We start from the raw sequence: 15,543 nt of genomic DNA, 5'->3' as shown, positions 1-15,543 counted from the left end.
ATGCAATTCAAAAAGCATAGATCAACAACCTATGGTTCTACTGATTAACAGATGATCAATGCTTCGGGACATATTTGTCCGGGCGCAGGCCAAAGAGTATCAGAATGGTCAAGATCCCGAAATACCCCGTTACAAACAAAGCATGCAGCAATAAAAAGAGAAGGTTCATTTTTGTCGTGATAATAAAAACGCCGGACGCAGCCTGCAACGCAATACATATTATTGCAAAAAAGAGCAGATTGGAAAGCTTAACCTGGTTTTTGTATTTGCGTAGTATAACAATCAGTGTGCCAATCAACCATATGATCAAGCCAAGTGCAAGCAAACGATGCAAGTATTGAACCCCTGCTTTGCTGATTAATGGATCAGGAAGGACACGGCCATTGCATAAGGGGAAATCAGTACAGCCCAGACTGGATTCGGTGTGGCGGACGAACGCGCCAGAGTAAATTAAGAGATATGAATAAATACCGAGAAGTATGAGATTCCATTTCATTGGTGTATGGACTGAAAATGCAAATAAATGGCGATTCGCTTTGCTCGTTTCAAAAACGAGACAGGTAAGCAGCAGCATGCTGGCAAAGGAAAGCAGCGAAATTCCGAAGTGAAGCGCAAGCACGACAGAAGATTGTCCCCATACAACCGCAGCCATTCCGAGAAACGCTTGCAGGAAAATAAAAAATACAGAAGCAAGGACAAGAAAGCGTCCGCTCCAGACTTTCTTAAAACGAAACCACAGCAAGACAGCCTGAATAACAACGAGCAGAGAAGCGATGCCGGAAACTGCGCGATGGCTGAATTCGATCCATGTTTGATGGGTTTCGGCATTCGGAATGACTTGTCCATTGCACAGGGGCCAGTTGTTGCCGCATCCATAAGCAGACCCGGTGTTCGTCACGAGCGCGCCCATAAGGACAACAATAAGTACTGAGATCGTTCCTGTGACGCTTAAAAGCTTGAGATATTTATCGTTCATAAATCAATCACCTTATTCTGAAGTTGGCGTTGCTGTTCAATGCTCAGCTACGCAATCACTATTTTAACAGAATCAACCGATTATCCGGAATAATTAGCTCTGATAAAAAAGATTTTTTAAAAATGAGTGCCCCTCTGATAGGAAATGTGCCATGAAAATCTCCCAAAAAACACAGATTGATCACAATATCGATTTACAAATAAATTATAACGTGACTAATATCACTGCACGCGATATAAGACAAAAAATTATTGTTCATATATAATGGATGTAAGGGTAAATCTTATGTATAAAGTGAATGAACAATCATAGATTTGGACGCAAGTATGCAAAATGAATGATTAAATGATGCTTGGTAAGAGAAAGAGGGAACGATTTGATGAAAAAAATGTTAACAGATGGTCAGTTGCTTGAATCCAGTGCAGCAATGCCTGAAAAAGCAATCGTTCACGACGTGTTGACAACAGTTAAAATAGGCATTGTGAATTCAAATTTAATGACTGCTTTCACCGGGGTATGGCTGGCGTTGTTTCTTACAGGGGCGGATTTTCGTGCATCACTTTCTTCCATACTCTTAGTTTTAATCGGTACGGCGATGGTGATTGCAGGAGGATGTTCCTTAAATAATTTTATCGATCGGGATATTGACGTACTGATGGAGCGGACTCAGGAACGGCCTTCAGCGACGGGAAAATTGCGGGGAAAGACAGTGCTGATCATGGGTTTTTCTTTGTCAATTGTTGGTCTGCTTGCTTTGTTTGCGGTTTCGGCAGTCGCTGGATGGTTTGGTCTGTTTGGCCTGCTTGTCTATGTATTGGTTTACACGCTCTGGCTCAAACGAAGCACGACGATGAATACAGTAATCGGAAGCGCAGCGGGTGCGGTTCCGCCAATTATTGGCTGGGCCGCGATTGATCCGTCCCTGAATTCACCGGTGCCGTGGATCTTATTCTTGGTTTTATTTCTTTGGCAGCCGCCGCACTTTTTGGCGCTGGCAATGAAGCGTGTTGAGGAATACAGGCGTGCCGGAATTCCTATGTTGCCTGTGATTGCAGGCTTTGATGTGACAATGAGGCAGATGATTTCTTATGTGGCTGTGCTCATCCCAACCTCACTGTTACTTTATTCACTCGGTCCTGTCTATACGATCGGGGCTTCGCTTTTGGGATTCGCGTGGCTTGGCTTGGCAATTTACGGATTGAAAACCAAAGAAACAATTAAATGGGCAAAAATGATGTTTGTTTATTCGTTAAATTATATGACTCTGTTATTTCTGCTTATGGTGATTTCAATTATTTTCTAGGCGCAGCACGATCATGTAGCTGGAAGATTGTTCTTCCGGCTTTTTTTGTACAATAAAAAAGGCAGCGTGACATCTCTTTTTTACATTCGGACCTGGTAAACGGATGAATCGTTCAGCTGGGGGACAAGTGAAGAACTTCCGTGGATGGAGGAACGTCACTGATTGCGTCATGCAGAAAACAAAAATAAGAAAAAACAGGGAACTTTACGCTGAAATTGAAGTAAATGGATAAGGCAATGCGAATTATGTACCAAGGTTTACGAACAGGCGAATTTGGATATGATGGGACTGGATTTTCAAGGAGGTATTTACTTAATGAAACTACCAGTCTCGTTAAAAGCAAACCGCACGTTAATCATTATTCTTTTGATTAGTTTTGCGATTGGAAGTCTGTGCGTCTTGAATGCCTGGAAGTCAGCTTCAGCGCAGAATGAGCGCAAAGTGAATGAAACGCGACAGATTTCTCCGGTTACCCATTCAGAACGCGAGCTTTATCAATTGATCATGCAGCAACGGGAGAAACGAGGAGTTGTTTCATTTGTTCCGAGCTGGAATCTTTTTCGAGCAGCAAGAATCGAGGCCAGGCAGCTTGCTTCGAACCAGGATGGGCAAACGAATGCTGTCCAAATACTTAAGTCATTAGGGTACAATAGCAGAAATATACGGGTGATCGTTCTGCATACAGATAATAACGAAGAAACGTCCAGGCGCCTGTGGCAATCTTCAGCACAAGCCGCAATCGTTAATAAGATTAAGAAACCCTGTCAGATTGGTACGGGCTACGCGACGGGTAAAAAAGGCAGGATCTGGGTTGTCGTGCTGGCCGGCGTATCAAAAGGAACTAATGACGAGTGAGCCGCTTTTGTAAATACGTTCTTTGGAAGGCGAGCCATGATTTTATCATTGGATTGGTATAATGTAAGAAAATGCTCTGGACAAGAGGGGGGATTGCAGTGAGAAAAACGAACGTCATTATTTTTATTACAGCGATTATTGTTTTTGCAGGCACGTTTTTGATTAGTTTAGTCAGTCCCTCTTCAAATAACGATAACAGCTCCTCAATAAATGATCATCCGATGACAATGCCGTCGCATACATCATTTAAAGTTCCCAAAAAAGGTATGCACACATTCATGGGAAAGACGGAACAGGAAATACGCCGGGTGCTCGGAAAGCCCGAACGCATTGACGTGACAAAATTTGGATACCGATGGTTTATTTACGGCCGAGAAAGTGAACGTTACGTGCAGATTGGCATCGATCAAGAAAGTAATCGTGTGACTACGATTTATGTGCTCGGAAAAAAGTTAGCAACCAAACCGTTTACCATTGGAGAAAAATCGCAAAATATCTATGCCAAGGTGCCTGTTTCTGATGAAATTTCTTTAAGTTATAAAGGAGCAAAGATTGACTTTGAATTGAATGAAGAGGATATGATGACACGTCCATTGATGAAATTCGGAGACAATTGGGTACAGTTGAACTTCGATCATCTTTCGGATCGGCTGGTTGGCGTTCGCTATATGACAACCTCCGTACTTGCGACACAGCATCCGTATTCCATGACTTATCAAGGAACATTGCCACAGATTTCGAAACTTAGTGACAAGGAGTGGTCGGCGGTCAATCAGGGAGAAGATCAGGAAATTTATGATATCAGCAATATCTTTCGCTTACGATTCGACAAAAAAATGCTGAAGTGGAATCGTGAAGCGCATCAGGCCGCCTATAAGCACAGCAAGGAAATGAAAGTGAAAAATTATTTTTCACATGATTCCAGGTGGTCGGGTGATCTTAAAGAGCGATTAGAAAAGGAGCAGATTCGCTTTGAAACTGCAGGTGAAAACATAGCTGCCCAATATCCGGATGCGCCTGCTGTTAGTCTCGGGTGGCTCAACAGCGTAGATCATCGGAAAAATCTGCTGAATGATGCATTTACAGAACTGGGTGTCGGTTCTTATCAGAATTACTATACACAGGACTTTGTGAAACCTCTGCTCCAATAAATTGAAAGAGGTGTTTTTCAGAAAAAGGATATCCGACTCAATAATGAATTTTTTCATCATAGCTGAGCGCGCAGCATGCCCGAGGCGACAAACGATTAAAAACAACGAAAGATTTTAACAAAGTCTTCATCTATTATAAGCAATGATTTTTCATTGCACATCTGACCTTGTTTCTGCTTAAGATGATTATAGTTAAAGAACGGGGAGGTGTGCTCTTTGGCGGTATCAAAAACAAATGAAGCGATCAAACGATTTAAAAATTTTTTGCGCAGTCATCCGGAAATTGTCGACTATGTTCATAAGAACGGCATTAAATGGAACGACGTCTTTGATAACTGGGTCATCTTTGGGGAAAACCATGAGATCTGGAAAAAATATGGTGTCCAGTCAGTGGAAACTGAAGAAAAAAACGAGAAGAAAAAGAATGTGCCGTTTTCTCTGAATAAAATACTAAAAGCGGTTGACACGATTGATACCAAACAATGGCAGAACCGTCTTGAAACAATAAGCGGTGCATTGAATGGTATTCAGTCGTTCATCGGTCAGTTTCAGCAGACCAATGATTCAAACACACCAGATCAAACCCGCACACAAGAAGGTACTGACCGGCCGCCCTTGAACGGTGAACGACCGCAAAATCCATTCTTCTTTCGAAGGGACTAGATATGATGCGTGCAGAAATACAAATGTATCTCGACCAGCGTCCGGAGGAGAAGCTCTTTGTGCGTATGCACCCGGAATGGTACCGGATGCTTGGACGGAATCCACAGGCGATCAGCAGGCTTAAATCTGTGTCAGATCAATACTATGGGCGAACGTTTGGCCAGCGACTGGATCGATTCAATCAGCGGGTGAACATGATGAGTATGCTTGTCGCGATGGCACAGGCGATGAGTGAACAAAAGTCAGCGCAGCGGGAAGGCACATTGAATCCCGACCGCACTGCATAATGGCGTAAAAAGAGGATTTGTTGTATATTTTAATAGAATCGGAGGTGATCCTGTGATTGGGACATTAGAAAATGCATCAATATTGGATGACGCGGAAGAATTGGCCTCTTTAATTGCGGAATCAGAAGTTTACACGTCGTATCAGGAAAGCAAAAAGAAAGCTGAATCCGATCAGCGTGCGCAGCAATTGATTAAGCACTTTTTACAGGTTAGAGATAAATATGATGAAGTTCAGCGTTTTGGACGCTATCATCCGGATTTTAAGCAGGTTATGAAAGAAATGATGGTATGTAAACGTGAATTGGATCTGTATCCACTCATTGCTGAATATAAAAAAGAAGAAAAAAGATTGAATGAACTGCTTGGCGAGGTCAGTGCGCTGCTCGCAAGCTCGGTTTCATCATCGATAAAAGTGCCGACTGGCGATCCTTTTTTCGATCGGTCCTGTGGAACCGGATGTGGATCGGGCGGTGCGTGTGGATGCCATTCGCGAAAAAGTCAGCATAAGAAGAATAAGGAATCAAAAAAAATTCAGGCCTGAAGCTGAATGGATAATGGAAGCAAAAGGGGTGGCCGTTTCGTTGGACATGCAAGAAAGAGACAGTATTATTGTATGGCTGTACCATACAAAGTATTTTCGGTTGCTCAGGCGTTATGGCTATGTGCACTATATATCAAAGAGAATGAAATACGCCATTTTATATTGCAATCATGAGCAAACAGAGTTAACCATGAGTCAGCTCTCAAAAATGAAATTTGTTAAAGCGGTTGATTTATCTCATATGCAGGAAATACGGACAACATATGAAAAAGGAAAATCGAAAGCGGAAGCAAAGGATGAAATTTACAATTAAGTCGGAGAAAAACAGCTTTATCTTATGTCCGGCGGTGTTTCAAAAGCTTCAGACGATCGTTCTTTTATCTAAATTCATTAATCATCTTGCACCGCTGCACTTATGCTACTATAATCGCTGAATTTTATACTTTCTATAGTATGAAAAAAACCCGCAGGCAAACTGCGGGCCGTCTTTACGCATCAAAAGATGCAAGACAATGGGAGAGGAGAAACCGGCGGAAAACTTATGGGGAAACGTAAGTATCCGCGGTTGGGCCAACATCATTAAGGATGTTGCCAGCAGCTAGTATTTACGTGCTGAATGAATTCTATACATTTGATCAGCAAATTGAACCCAAGATGCTGTCTGATTGAAAGCATTGCGGGCCATGTCACCTGTTTTGCACAGGCATCTTCTGGGAGGACAAGCGATGAGGGTAATTTCAGGGGAAAATAAAGGAAGAAAATTAAAAACAGTTAATAGCAGAATGACGCGGCCAACAACAGATAAAGTTAAAGAAACCATTTTTAATATGATCGGCCCTTTTTTTGATGGGGGAATGGTTTTGGATTTATATGGAGGAAGCGGCGGGCTTGGTATTGAAGCATTGAGCAGAGGTTGTGCGTTTTCTGTGTTTGTTGACCGCGCAGCGGCGGCTTGTAACATCATCCGTGAAAATGTGGCCGCGTGCGGTTATAAAGAGCGTGCAAAAATCATGAAGCTTGAGGCGGCTCGCGCATTGGAACAGTTGAGCGTGGAAAATCGAGAGTTCACACTTGTCTTTATTGATCCGCCCTATGCAAAACAGCATATTCTTAACGATCTGGATACATTAGTGAAACGGAGATTGCTGAGGCCAAATGCTGTGGTCGTTGTTGAACATGACGAAGACGTGCAGCTTCCCGATACATGGGAAGGAAAACTGGTCCGAAAAAAATATCGCACGTACCAAGGCTATACTGCTGTATCTGTTTATCATTTTGACGATGTGAAAGAATAATGCTGTTCTTCATCGGCATCATTTTAAAATGGAGGAGTGGTTCGATTGAGTGAACGGATCGCTGTTTATCCCGGAAGTTTCGATCCTGTAACTTTTGGGCATTTAGATATTCTTCAGCGTGGCCTGTCTGTTTTTGACCATATTATTATTGCTGTACTTAATAATTCGTCAAAACATCCGCTTTTTACCGTTGAAGAACGTGTTGCGCTGCTCAAGAAATCGACGGCCCATTTGGGAGCGGTAACGGTTGATTCTTTTGAAGGGCTTCTTGTTGATTATGCAAAGAAGAAAAACGTTAGTGTTGTTCTCAGGGGGCTGCGGGCAATTTCTGATTTTGAATATGAATTGCAGATTGCAGCGATCAACAAAAACTTGAATCCAACGATTGAGACGTGCTTTATGATGACCAGCAACCACTATTCTTTTCTCAGTTCCAGCATGGTGAAAGAAGCGGCCATGTACGGTGGTTCCGTTCATGAGCTTGTACCCTTACCCGTTGAGCAAGCGTTAAAACAAAAATTCAGCAGTAAACATCACCCGTCTGACTGATGGTCATGAAGCCTTTTGATTAAAATGGCGATAAAAGTGAGTAGAACAGCCACTGTGATTAATGATCCTGATGAGGCCGTCTGATGAACAAACTGATCAAAGGGCTGTTCAAAGACAAAAATGGCGGGTCGCTCCGAAGCGCGCCCGGGCTGAAAAAAATGAAAGAGTACATAGGCAGCTGCAGATGAACAGAACATCTGGATAAGCCTTCCAATAAAAAAAAGTCGTGCACTGAGTCCTGCCTGAGAAAGGATGGCAGCTGCCTGGGCCTGGATTGAAAAGCCGCAAAAACCAAGCAATCCGCTGACGGTGATGACTCTCTCAATTAATGGCGCAGCAGTTTCAGCGACTTTGTGGTCACCGATCGTCAACTCGAATAACCCGGGAATAACCGCTGGTCCAAGTGCAGGTGTCAGACCGAGTGTTCGAAAGGCAGCACTTAAGCTGCTGCTTAAAAGGTGGATGGCGCCGACACGCAGCAACAGATGATAAATCATGGAAAAAAGCGCAATAAAGCCGCCTATGGCAAGAAGTGTATTAACAGAAGCAATGACAGCATCACCCATTTTTTTACCAAATGGCTGCCGACGTCGCAAACGTTCCTGATGCATACTGTTTAAGGCCTGAGAGAAAATACGTAAAGATAACCGTGCTTTTTCCCGTTCACTGCTTCGGCCACTGCCTGCAAATCGCATAATCAGTCCCACACAAATATTTCCGATATAATGCGAGAGGGCAAAGATGACGCCAAGTGAAGGAAGATCGAAAAAACCGGCTGCCGTTACTCCGAACAGAAAAAGAGGGTTGCTGAAGTTTGTAAAGCTTGCCATGCGTTCAGCCTCCTCTTTTGATATTTTCTTCTCTTTGTAAAGTTGGGCGGTTATGCGTGCTCCGGCAGGAAATCCGGAAACCATGCCCATCATGAATACGAATCCGCTAACGCCGGGTAAACGAAAGACAGCGCGCATCACAGGTTCCATTAAAACGCCGGCAAAATTGACAACGCCAAATCCGATCATGAGCTCAGTAAGTACAAAAAAGGGAAATAGCGCGGGAAACACATTTGCCCACCATATTTTGAGTCCTTCGACAGTACCACCGACTGCAATTTGCGGGTAACGGATCATCAGATATGCTGCGATGACGGAGCATCCGGCAAACGCATAAGTTAGAATTTTTGAGCGACTCATAAACAGATCACCTGCACTTTCTGGATGCAAAAACTTGTCCGTTACATTCACTATACGAAAGGGCGGTGACTGTTAGACCTTCGTGCGAAATAAATAAGTGCAGGTTACATATAATCAGAAGACCCTTTTAAAAAATCAGAGCATTTTCGCCAAACCGATGAAAGCAACTCAAGGTTATTTAAGTGGAGGAGGATGGCAGCAAAGTGAAAAGAAAAGCGTTTCGGTGGTTGCTTGCCGTTATTCTGTTTGTATTAATTGCTTTAAATTTCATTCGGACACCTTATTATGTTCAGCGTCCAGGCAATGCTGAGTCAATGTCGAAAATGGTGAATGTTAAAGGGGCGGACCGAATCGATGGGGACTATCGGCTTGTGTACATATATTTAGGACAGGCAACGATCTATCAATATCTGTGGGCAAAGTTTGACGGAAACAAATATACGACGATTGTTAAAGCCAGTCAGGTGAAGATGCCGGATGAAAATGATCAGGACTATAATCTCCGTCAGAAAAATTATATGAACAGTGCGCAGCAGGCAGCAGCTTATGTTGCCTATAAGGCGTCCGGAAAGCATCCGAAATTAATGGAAGAAGGAGTGCTGATCTATGGCGTCATGAAAAACATGCCCAACAGCAGTCTGCTTCAGACAGGTGATCTTATAATTGGTGTAGATAATCATAAGATCTCTGATATGGAGGATTTGAATCGGTTTGTAAAGAATAAAAAACTTGGTGAACGTTTTCCCCTGACCATCATCAGAAAGAACCAGATAAAAAAAGTAACCGTTCAAATCGCTAAGTTTCCTAAGGCGTATGCACAATCCGGCAGGGGCTGGGGAATCGGCATATTTCAGGATAACTATGTTAAGGTTAATGTCCATCCGAAAGTGGTGTTTGATATCAAAAATATTGGTGGTCCGTCCGCTGGCTTAATGATGTCCCTTGAAATCTATGACCAGCTGAATCCACAGAATCTGGCGAAGGGGAGAACCATAGCCGGAACTGGAACAATAGCAACGAATGGTGAGGTCGGTCCAATCGGTGGCATTGCTGAAAAAGTAGTTGGGGCAAGCAAGTCGGGAGTGGATGTTTTTTTTGCCCCTGTTGCAAGTCATGAAGCAGATGCTGCGAAAAAAACAGCAAAGGAAATAAACAGCAGCATGAAGATTGTTCCTGTTCATACGTTTCAAGATGCGGTCGATTATTTGACCCAATGAATGCACAGTAGTTACTGTAAATGAGCATTCTGCGTGTTCAGGTTCAATATCATTCATAATTTTTCTGATCATAACGAAGTGGCGGGTGACCAGTTTCTGTTCTGGTTGCATTCCGGTTAGCAGCCAGATAGTCATAAATTTGCGCTGCTTTGATGTCGAGTTCGAGCATGGGCGAGCGATAATTTCTGATTTTGGATATTATGGTAAAGGCAGAGTTTTTTCGGATCGACGACAGGTATGCCTGTCCTTTCTGGCTCATCCCGAGCAGACGCGCCGAATCCGGATCTCCGTAAAGAGCAAGCGGTTTCGCATCGTGTTTTGAGGCTCCAGTCAGAATATGTACGCACAGTCGCTGCAGCCGTGCCCATGTATAGCGCTTTGTCTTAACCCTGGATATGAATTCATGAAAAGAGTTTGCCGTACGGATACAGTCTAAGAGTCGATGTTCGATCCCTTCCTCCATCTCGTAAATAGATAATAGTCGTTCTTTGCTGGATGAGAGCAGTGCATATTTTAAAAAAGGAAAGAATCGTTCCCAGCTGGCATAGCCATTTGTTTTTTCAGCATCCTGAAGGGCTGCAACTGTATATACAGGGAGTTTATTGCTGATGCGCTTCAGTGGACGGCCGCTGAGCAGGTGAGTGCGGATGCTGGTTGCACTGGCGATTGATGCATCAGGATCAAGAGACAGGTCATTGTGTTCTGTCTGTTTTCGCCTGACTGTCACCGGAATCATTGTACTTCCCAGCTGATCAATCGCATTGACATATTGAAAACCAAGATTGTTGTTAGGTTGTGTCAGATCGACGAGTTCTTTCTTGCAATTTTGGGCAATAAAACGATAAGCGGCAGCATGCGCGTTTGGATAGCTTACGCCCTGAGCCATTGCCTCAATCAGATGTGCATTGTAGATCGGTTTATTTTCATGAATTAACGAAAGACTATTATAGAAAGGTTCGATTCGGCCGCATTCACTGCCGAAAATGAGACGGTTTGCCCCTATACGATCAAGAATAGTGACAGCACCGCGAGCGAACACATCAGCTTTTCCGACTGCAAAAACGTAGGGAAGTTCGAGCACTAAATCAATGCCTGCTTCCAGTGCCATGCGTGTCCGTATCCATTTTGACACAAGTGAGGGTTCGCCGCGCTGAAGAAAATTGCCGCTCATCACGGCAATGGTGACATCCGGATTCAGCTGTTTGCGCAACGTGTCCAATTGATAAAGATGGCCATTGTGCAGTGGGTTATATTCCGCAACGATTCCGGCAATAATCATGACACATAACTCCTTTTTTCAAAATCATGAATGAAACCATTTTATCATACCTTTATGAGATGGAGAAATTGCCAATCCTTCTTTGCCTGTGCTAATCTTTAATGTAGAAACAAAGGGGTAAGTAAAATGTATGTGGGTGGCAGGGGAAAATGAGGAGGGGTCCGCCGGGCCCGGCGGACCCCTCCTCATGCCAAAATTTTCCGTGTTTTTAAATCGGTTCGCAAAAAAGGAGCCCTCCTTTGAGTACAATAGAGTTGTCTAAGTCTATTGAAAAGGAAGGGACTCCCTATGGATCAGTATAATGAAAATCACACCTCTTTAAAAGAGATCGAACATGTTTTATTTCATGCCCTGCAACAGACGTTCCACCGGATACTTCTTCAGCTTCTGACGAATCTGGACCAGCGTCTGGCCGACAACCGGGATAAGAAACGGTTTGTGCTTCATGATAAACGGGCCACGTCTTTGGAGACGACGCTCGGGGCGGTCACACTGCGCCGCAACTATTACCGGGATCGACAATCTGGACAGTATGTCTATCTGCTTGACCGTTTTCTCTCCTTTGCGGGGCCGAAACATTTCAGCCCGGCATTTGAACAATGGGCTCTGGAGGAAGCTGTGGACAGTTCGTCCTATCGGAAGGCGGCCGCTCAGATTGAGCGCTTTCTCGGCTATCGGGCCATCAGCCATGAAACGATCCGCCAGCAGGTGCTGGAAACCGAAATCCTTCCACCGCAGAAGCAACTGCCCGCGCCCAAAGTGCTGTTTCTGGAAACAGACGGTTTGTTTTCCAGCCGCCAGAAAGCGAAAGGAGCCGTCCAGCCCCGTCCGGGGAAGGAAGCCAAGATGGTCTGTGTGCATTCCGGATGGAAGAAGGCCCCCCACTCGGGCGAATCTCGACTGGTGACCCCCTGCATCTATTATCACAACGGAAAAGAGCCCTTTTGGGAGGGCGTTCAGCACTTCCTGGAAGAGACTTATGATCTGGATTACACCCAAACTGATTTTGTGATCAGCGGAGACGGCGCGTCATGGATCGCTGCCGGAGAAGAGGTCCTGGGTCCGAAACATACCCTCTATCATCATGATACGTTTCACATCACACGGGATCTCAGGCAGCTGATGAAGCACCATCCCCGTTATCCGAAAATGGTGCAGGCCCTGAAGCAAGGCCAGCCGGATCAGCTGCTTCTGGAACTGAACAGTGCCGCAGGCACCATGGAGACAGAGGAACAGGAGGCCCGGCTGGGGGAGCTGAGCCAACGGATTGATGAGAAAAAGACGGCCTTTTCCAACTTTAAGTCCTGGCTTGAGGCCCACGGCCATGACACAAAGGACATGGCCACGTTGGGTGCCTCTGAGTCGGTGATGAGTCTTATGGCAAGGCGGATGAAGTACCACCGGAGCTGGAGCGATGCAGGCTATGATCATCTGCAGGAGTTGGTCATCGCGAAAGTTAACGGTTTAAAGGTCGTGCTGCCGGGCGAGCAGCGGGTGTTCCGCTTGGATCAAGACGAGGTGCAGTCCCCGCTGTCCGCTGCCCAGGTGCTGCCGAAAAAGAGCTGCGAAAAGGCGGCAGTGGACACACTGCACGAAAACCTGCCCTATCTTAAACAGTCTGCCGCGGCGCCTATCTGCTCGGCCTTAAAAGGCTTAGCTGGATACTAATAGTCTTTCCTGGTCGAGACCCGTAGAGGGCGTCTGCGCCCTGATCGCTGAGGTAGCCAGCCAGGACACGCATGAGTGAGTGAAACGAGAAAAACTGAAAGCAAAGAGACAATCTCATTTTGTATTCAGGGGGACACCCACAATCACTTGACTTACCCGAAACAAAGCACCGGATTGACAATCCGTTTAGCGGGGCTTATAATATTTCTTGTTGTCCTAGAGGTGGTTCAGTATGTCTTTAGCATGGTCAGTGCCCGAACTGATGCAATTCAGGGAAGACGGGCTGAGTTTTAACGAAGAAGTTGTATTGCCTCTGGAATTGTTTCGAGCGGATCCTGAAATACGAAGCCTATTACCTGTTAACGTTAGAGGGATCGTGGAGTTTTCAAAGCGATTGCTGACCTTTCATTTGCAAATATCAGGCAAGATGATTCTTCCATGTGCCATTACATTGGAAGATGTCGAATATCCTTTTCAGATCAATACCGCTGAGACCTTTTCGCTGTCAGCGGAAGCTGAAGATGGGGCTGAGGGTGAACTGGTACATCACGTTGAGGGTGATCGGATCGATTTAATCCCCTGCCTCGTTGAAGCGATCATGGTAGAGAAGCCAATGCGTGTAGTCAGTGAAAAAGCGCGCGCCCAAGCTCATCTCTCTGGGAAAGGCTGGACGCTTGTAAATGAGGAAACGTCGAAGCAGCAGATTGACCCAAGGTTGGAAAAACTGAAAAAGTTTTTTGATGATTAATGAGTGATCGAGGAGGTGTCAAGTAATGGCAGTACCGAAAAGAAGAACGTCAACTACTCGTAAAAACAAGCGGCGTACACATTTCAAACTGAACGTTCCAGGGATGGTGAAATGTGACAACTGTGGTGAATATAAACTAGCTCACAGAGTGTGCCCGTCATGCGGATCATACAAGGGTGAAGCAGTTATCGAACATTAATGTTTGCGGTGTTCAGGAGGCTTAGTTGCCTCTCTTTTTTTTGCCTTTTTTCTCTCGGCGCTGCTAAACGATCTGTGTTTTTCACTACAGATTGTCTCTCTCTTAATAAGATGATTGGTTTTATTCTACTGATCCTATCAGCAGCATAAAGTATAAATCGAGAGTACACTCAATCAGCTTTAAGAGAAAAGAGGGAGGAAAATGCCAGCAACAAGGCAGGATGCCTGGTCACAGGAAGAAGACAGCAAGCTTGCTGAAATTATTCTTCGGCATATCAAAGAAGGCAGCACACAATTAGAAGGGTTCGCGGAGGCAGGGAAATGCTTATCGCGTACGCCGGCCGCCTGCGGATTTCGCTGGAATTCAGCGATACGGAAAATCAATGCACAGGCTTTGCAGGAGGCGAAGGCTGCTCGGAAAAAAAATAAGAAAAACAGGCAGAAATTGAAAATGCAGGATTTTAGTCGAACCCATCCGGCTGAGGTGTCGCCGGCCCCATCTTCAGCAGAAACCATTTCAAGTACGGATATTGACCGTATGATCCGTTTTCTCCATCAATTGAAGTCAGTGGCAGATCTGACAGGTAACGGAAAGCAAGCGGACGAACAATTGAAAAGGCTGGAGATTGAAAAGAAACTTCTTGATGAAGCTTATCTTAAGCTTCAGAAGGAGTATACAAGTATTAAAAATAACTACGAATCGCTGCTCCATGCTTTTCAGGCAGTGGATGAAGTGAGAAACGAAATTGATCCGGGAAAGGAGCAGCCACGGTAATGATGCAATTTAGAACAACAACTCATGATTAGATGGAGTTTTCGTTAAGTACGCATCGCTCTGCAGGCAACGCGAATCAAATTCTGTGAAGACATTGACCGGGCACATTCTGCCCGGTTTTTTCTTATTTCATGTTGTTCCCCACTCTCCCCCACGGATCAGTCAATTATGAAAATGTGCCGCAAAATGTGTGGTTTATTCCTTCAATTTTTATAAGCATTTTTACCTGCGGCAATATCCCGGTCATTGCGATCATTTAAGAATAAATTGCATAAATAAAGCTTTAAATTGCAGGAAAAATTTTTTGAACAACGAATTTAAAAATAAAGTGGTGGAAAGTGGTGGATTGTGGTAAAGTAAAAACAAACAGGGGGCGTCTTTTATGTTTATGGGCGAATTTAATCACAGCGTAGACACTAAAGGACGTCTCATCATTCCATCCAAATTCCGTGAAAATCTTGGCGATGTGTTCATCATGACCCGCGGCTTAGACCAATGTCTTTTCGTTTATCCAATGAACGAATGGCACAGAATAGAAGAAAAACTGAAAGCACTTCCTTTTACAAAAAAGGACGCTCGTGCCTTCACGCGATTCTTTTTTTCAGGAGCAAGTGAATGCAGTCTTGATAAACAGGGCCGTGTGTCAATCGGCGCAGGCCTTCGTAATTACGCCAAATTAACGAAAGATTGTGTCGTTATTGGCGTGTCTACGCGGCTGGAGATATGGGATCAGGAAATATGGAATCAATATTTTGCACAATCTGAAGAATCCTTTAACGATATTTCGGAGAGCCTGCTCGATCTTGATCTGTAATCTGAATGGAAGTTGAGCTTTTTATGACAGGGGT

Annotated in this window: 18 protein-coding genes; 15 read left to right on the top strand and 3 right to left on the bottom strand. The window is 44.5% G+C overall.

The window, feature by feature from the left end:
* Positions 1-55: 55 nt before the first annotated feature.
* Positions 56-976 carry a COX15/CtaA family protein gene (locus M3N64_RS03290; RefSeq protein WP_249097700.1) on the bottom strand — a complete coding sequence of 307 codons (921 nt, stop codon included), beginning with the start codon at positions 974-976 and terminating at the stop codon, positions 56-58.
* Between the two features lie 379 nt (positions 977-1,355).
* Here M3N64_RS03290 and cyoE point away from each other — a divergent pair, with 379 nt between their 5' ends.
* From cyoE to coaD, 9 genes are all read left to right on the top strand, one after another.
* Positions 1,356-2,279 (top strand): heme o synthase, encoded by a 924-nt coding sequence (gene cyoE / locus M3N64_RS03285; protein ID WP_249097696.1) that lies wholly within the window; start codon positions 1,356-1,358, stop codon positions 2,277-2,279.
* Between the two features lie 315 nt (positions 2,280-2,594).
* Positions 2,595-3,134, top strand: coding sequence for a CAP domain-containing protein (locus M3N64_RS03280; protein ID WP_249097676.1), 540 nt, complete (start codon positions 2,595-2,597; stop codon positions 3,132-3,134).
* A gap of 98 nt (positions 3,135-3,232) precedes the next feature.
* A complete protein-coding gene (locus M3N64_RS03275) occupies positions 3,233-4,285 on the top strand; it encodes a CAP domain-containing protein (protein WP_249097673.1) in 1,053 nt (350 codons plus the stop codon).
* Positions 4,286-4,501: 216 nt separating this feature from the next.
* The gene (ylbD, locus tag M3N64_RS03270) at positions 4,502-4,948 is read left to right on the top strand and encodes a spore coat protein YlbD (RefSeq protein WP_249097669.1); all 447 of its coding nucleotides are present in this window, start codon (positions 4,502-4,504) and stop codon (positions 4,946-4,948) included.
* 2 nt (positions 4,949-4,950) lie between these two features.
* Complete coding sequence (locus tag M3N64_RS03265; protein WP_249097666.1) at positions 4,951-5,235, top strand: YlbE-like family protein; 285 nt, start codon at positions 4,951-4,953, stop codon at positions 5,233-5,235.
* Positions 5,236-5,287: 52 nt separating this feature from the next.
* Entirely contained in the window at positions 5,288-5,776 is a 489-nt protein-coding gene (locus M3N64_RS03260) for a YlbF/YmcA family competence regulator (protein ID WP_249097663.1), read from the top strand.
* Between the two features lie 46 nt (positions 5,777-5,822).
* Positions 5,823-6,089, top strand: coding sequence for a YlbG family protein (locus M3N64_RS03255; protein WP_249098555.1), 267 nt, complete (start codon positions 5,823-5,825; stop codon positions 6,087-6,089).
* Positions 6,090-6,501: 412 nt separating this feature from the next.
* Positions 6,502-7,071, top strand: coding sequence for a 16S rRNA (guanine(966)-N(2))-methyltransferase RsmD (rsmD, locus tag M3N64_RS03250; RefSeq protein WP_249097646.1), 570 nt, complete (start codon positions 6,502-6,504; stop codon positions 7,069-7,071).
* 45 nt (positions 7,072-7,116) lie between these two features.
* Positions 7,117-7,620, top strand: coding sequence for a pantetheine-phosphate adenylyltransferase (coaD, locus tag M3N64_RS03245; protein WP_249097625.1), 504 nt, complete (start codon positions 7,117-7,119; stop codon positions 7,618-7,620).
* Here the strand turns inward: coaD and ylbJ are convergent.
* Positions 7,605-8,810: a sporulation integral membrane protein YlbJ gene (gene ylbJ / locus M3N64_RS03240; protein ID WP_249097607.1), complete on the bottom strand. Its 1,206-nt coding sequence runs from the start codon at positions 8,808-8,810 to the stop codon at positions 7,605-7,607. The two genes, coaD and ylbJ, sit on opposite strands and share 16 nt — an antisense overlap.
* Positions 8,811-9,013: 203 nt before the next feature.
* On the opposite strand from ylbJ, the gene M3N64_RS03235 reads away from it, so the two are divergent.
* Positions 9,014-10,027 (top strand): SepM family pheromone-processing serine protease, encoded by a 1,014-nt coding sequence (locus M3N64_RS03235; RefSeq protein ID WP_249097590.1) that lies wholly within the window; start codon positions 9,014-9,016, stop codon positions 10,025-10,027.
* 49 nt (positions 10,028-10,076) lie between these two features.
* On the opposite strand, the gene M3N64_RS03230 is transcribed toward M3N64_RS03235, so the two are convergent.
* Positions 10,077-11,306 carry a nucleotidyltransferase gene (locus tag M3N64_RS03230; protein WP_249097587.1) on the bottom strand — a complete coding sequence of 410 codons (1,230 nt, stop codon included), beginning with the start codon at positions 11,304-11,306 and terminating at the stop codon, positions 10,077-10,079.
* Between the two features lie 288 nt (positions 11,307-11,594).
* On the opposite strand from M3N64_RS03230, the gene M3N64_RS03225 reads away from it, so the two are divergent.
* The 5 genes from M3N64_RS03225 (at position 11,595) to mraZ (ending at position 15,509) form a co-directional block, all read left to right on the top strand.
* A complete protein-coding gene (locus M3N64_RS03225; protein WP_249097585.1) occupies positions 11,595-12,974 on the top strand; it encodes an ISLre2 family transposase in 1,380 nt (459 codons plus the stop codon).
* Positions 12,975-13,206: 232 nt separating this feature from the next.
* Positions 13,207-13,722: a YceD family protein gene (locus M3N64_RS03220; protein WP_249097581.1), complete on the top strand. Its 516-nt coding sequence runs from the start codon at positions 13,207-13,209 to the stop codon at positions 13,720-13,722.
* Between the two features lie 25 nt (positions 13,723-13,747).
* Positions 13,748-13,921, top strand: a complete 174-nt coding sequence (gene rpmF / locus M3N64_RS03215; protein WP_249097578.1) for a 50S ribosomal protein L32 — start codon at positions 13,748-13,750, stop codon at positions 13,919-13,921.
* 201 nt (positions 13,922-14,122) lie between these two features.
* A complete protein-coding gene (locus tag M3N64_RS03210; RefSeq protein WP_249097575.1) occupies positions 14,123-14,695 on the top strand; it encodes a hypothetical protein in 573 nt (190 codons plus the stop codon).
* A gap of 382 nt (positions 14,696-15,077) precedes the next feature.
* The gene (gene mraZ, locus M3N64_RS03205; protein WP_249097572.1) at positions 15,078-15,509 is read left to right on the top strand and encodes a division/cell wall cluster transcriptional repressor MraZ; all 432 of its coding nucleotides are present in this window, start codon (positions 15,078-15,080) and stop codon (positions 15,507-15,509) included.
* Positions 15,510-15,543 lie beyond the last annotated feature (34 nt).

The sequence above is a fragment of the Sporolactobacillus mangiferae genome, assembly GCF_023336505.1.
Lineage (GTDB): Bacteria > Bacillota > Bacilli > Bacillales > Sporolactobacillaceae > Sporolactobacillus > Sporolactobacillus mangiferae.
This window is presented reverse-complemented; position numbering and strand designations above follow the sequence as displayed.

Excerpts from the sequence above, each read along its gene's own strand:
- M3N64_RS03210 (WP_249097575.1), top strand. The coding sequence starts at position 14,123 with ATGCCAGCAACAAGGCAGGATGCCTGGTCACAGGAAGAAGACAGCAAG.
- M3N64_RS03265 (WP_249097666.1), top strand. The coding sequence starts at position 4,951 with ATGATGCGTGCAGAAATACAAATGTATCTCGACCAGCGTCCGGAGGAG.
- M3N64_RS03280 (WP_249097676.1), top strand. The coding sequence starts at position 2,595 with ATGAAACTACCAGTCTCGTTAAAAGCAAACCGCACGTTAATCATTATT.
- cyoE (WP_249097696.1), top strand. The coding sequence starts at position 1,356 with ATGAAAAAAATGTTAACAGATGGTCAGTTGCTTGAATCCAGTGCAGCA.
- rsmD (WP_249097646.1), top strand. The coding sequence starts at position 6,502 with ATGAGGGTAATTTCAGGGGAAAATAAAGGAAGAAAATTAAAAACAGTT.
- M3N64_RS03255 (WP_249098555.1), top strand. The coding sequence starts at position 5,823 with ATGCAAGAAAGAGACAGTATTATTGTATGGCTGTACCATACAAAGTAT.
- M3N64_RS03225 (WP_249097585.1), top strand. The coding sequence starts at position 11,595 with ATGGATCAGTATAATGAAAATCACACCTCTTTAAAAGAGATCGAACAT.
- ylbJ (WP_249097607.1), bottom strand. The coding sequence starts at position 8,810 with ATGAGTCGCTCAAAAATTCTAACTTATGCGTTTGCCGGATGCTCCGTC.
- M3N64_RS03290 (WP_249097700.1), bottom strand. The coding sequence starts at position 976 with ATGAACGATAAATATCTCAAGCTTTTAAGCGTCACAGGAACGATCTCA.
- mraZ (WP_249097572.1), top strand. The coding sequence starts at position 15,078 with ATGTTTATGGGCGAATTTAATCACAGCGTAGACACTAAAGGACGTCTC.
- M3N64_RS03220 (WP_249097581.1), top strand. The coding sequence starts at position 13,207 with ATGTCTTTAGCATGGTCAGTGCCCGAACTGATGCAATTCAGGGAAGAC.
- rpmF (WP_249097578.1), top strand. The coding sequence starts at position 13,748 with ATGGCAGTACCGAAAAGAAGAACGTCAACTACTCGTAAAAACAAGCGG.
- M3N64_RS03230 (WP_249097587.1), bottom strand. The coding sequence starts at position 11,306 with ATGATTATTGCCGGAATCGTTGCGGAATATAACCCACTGCACAATGGC.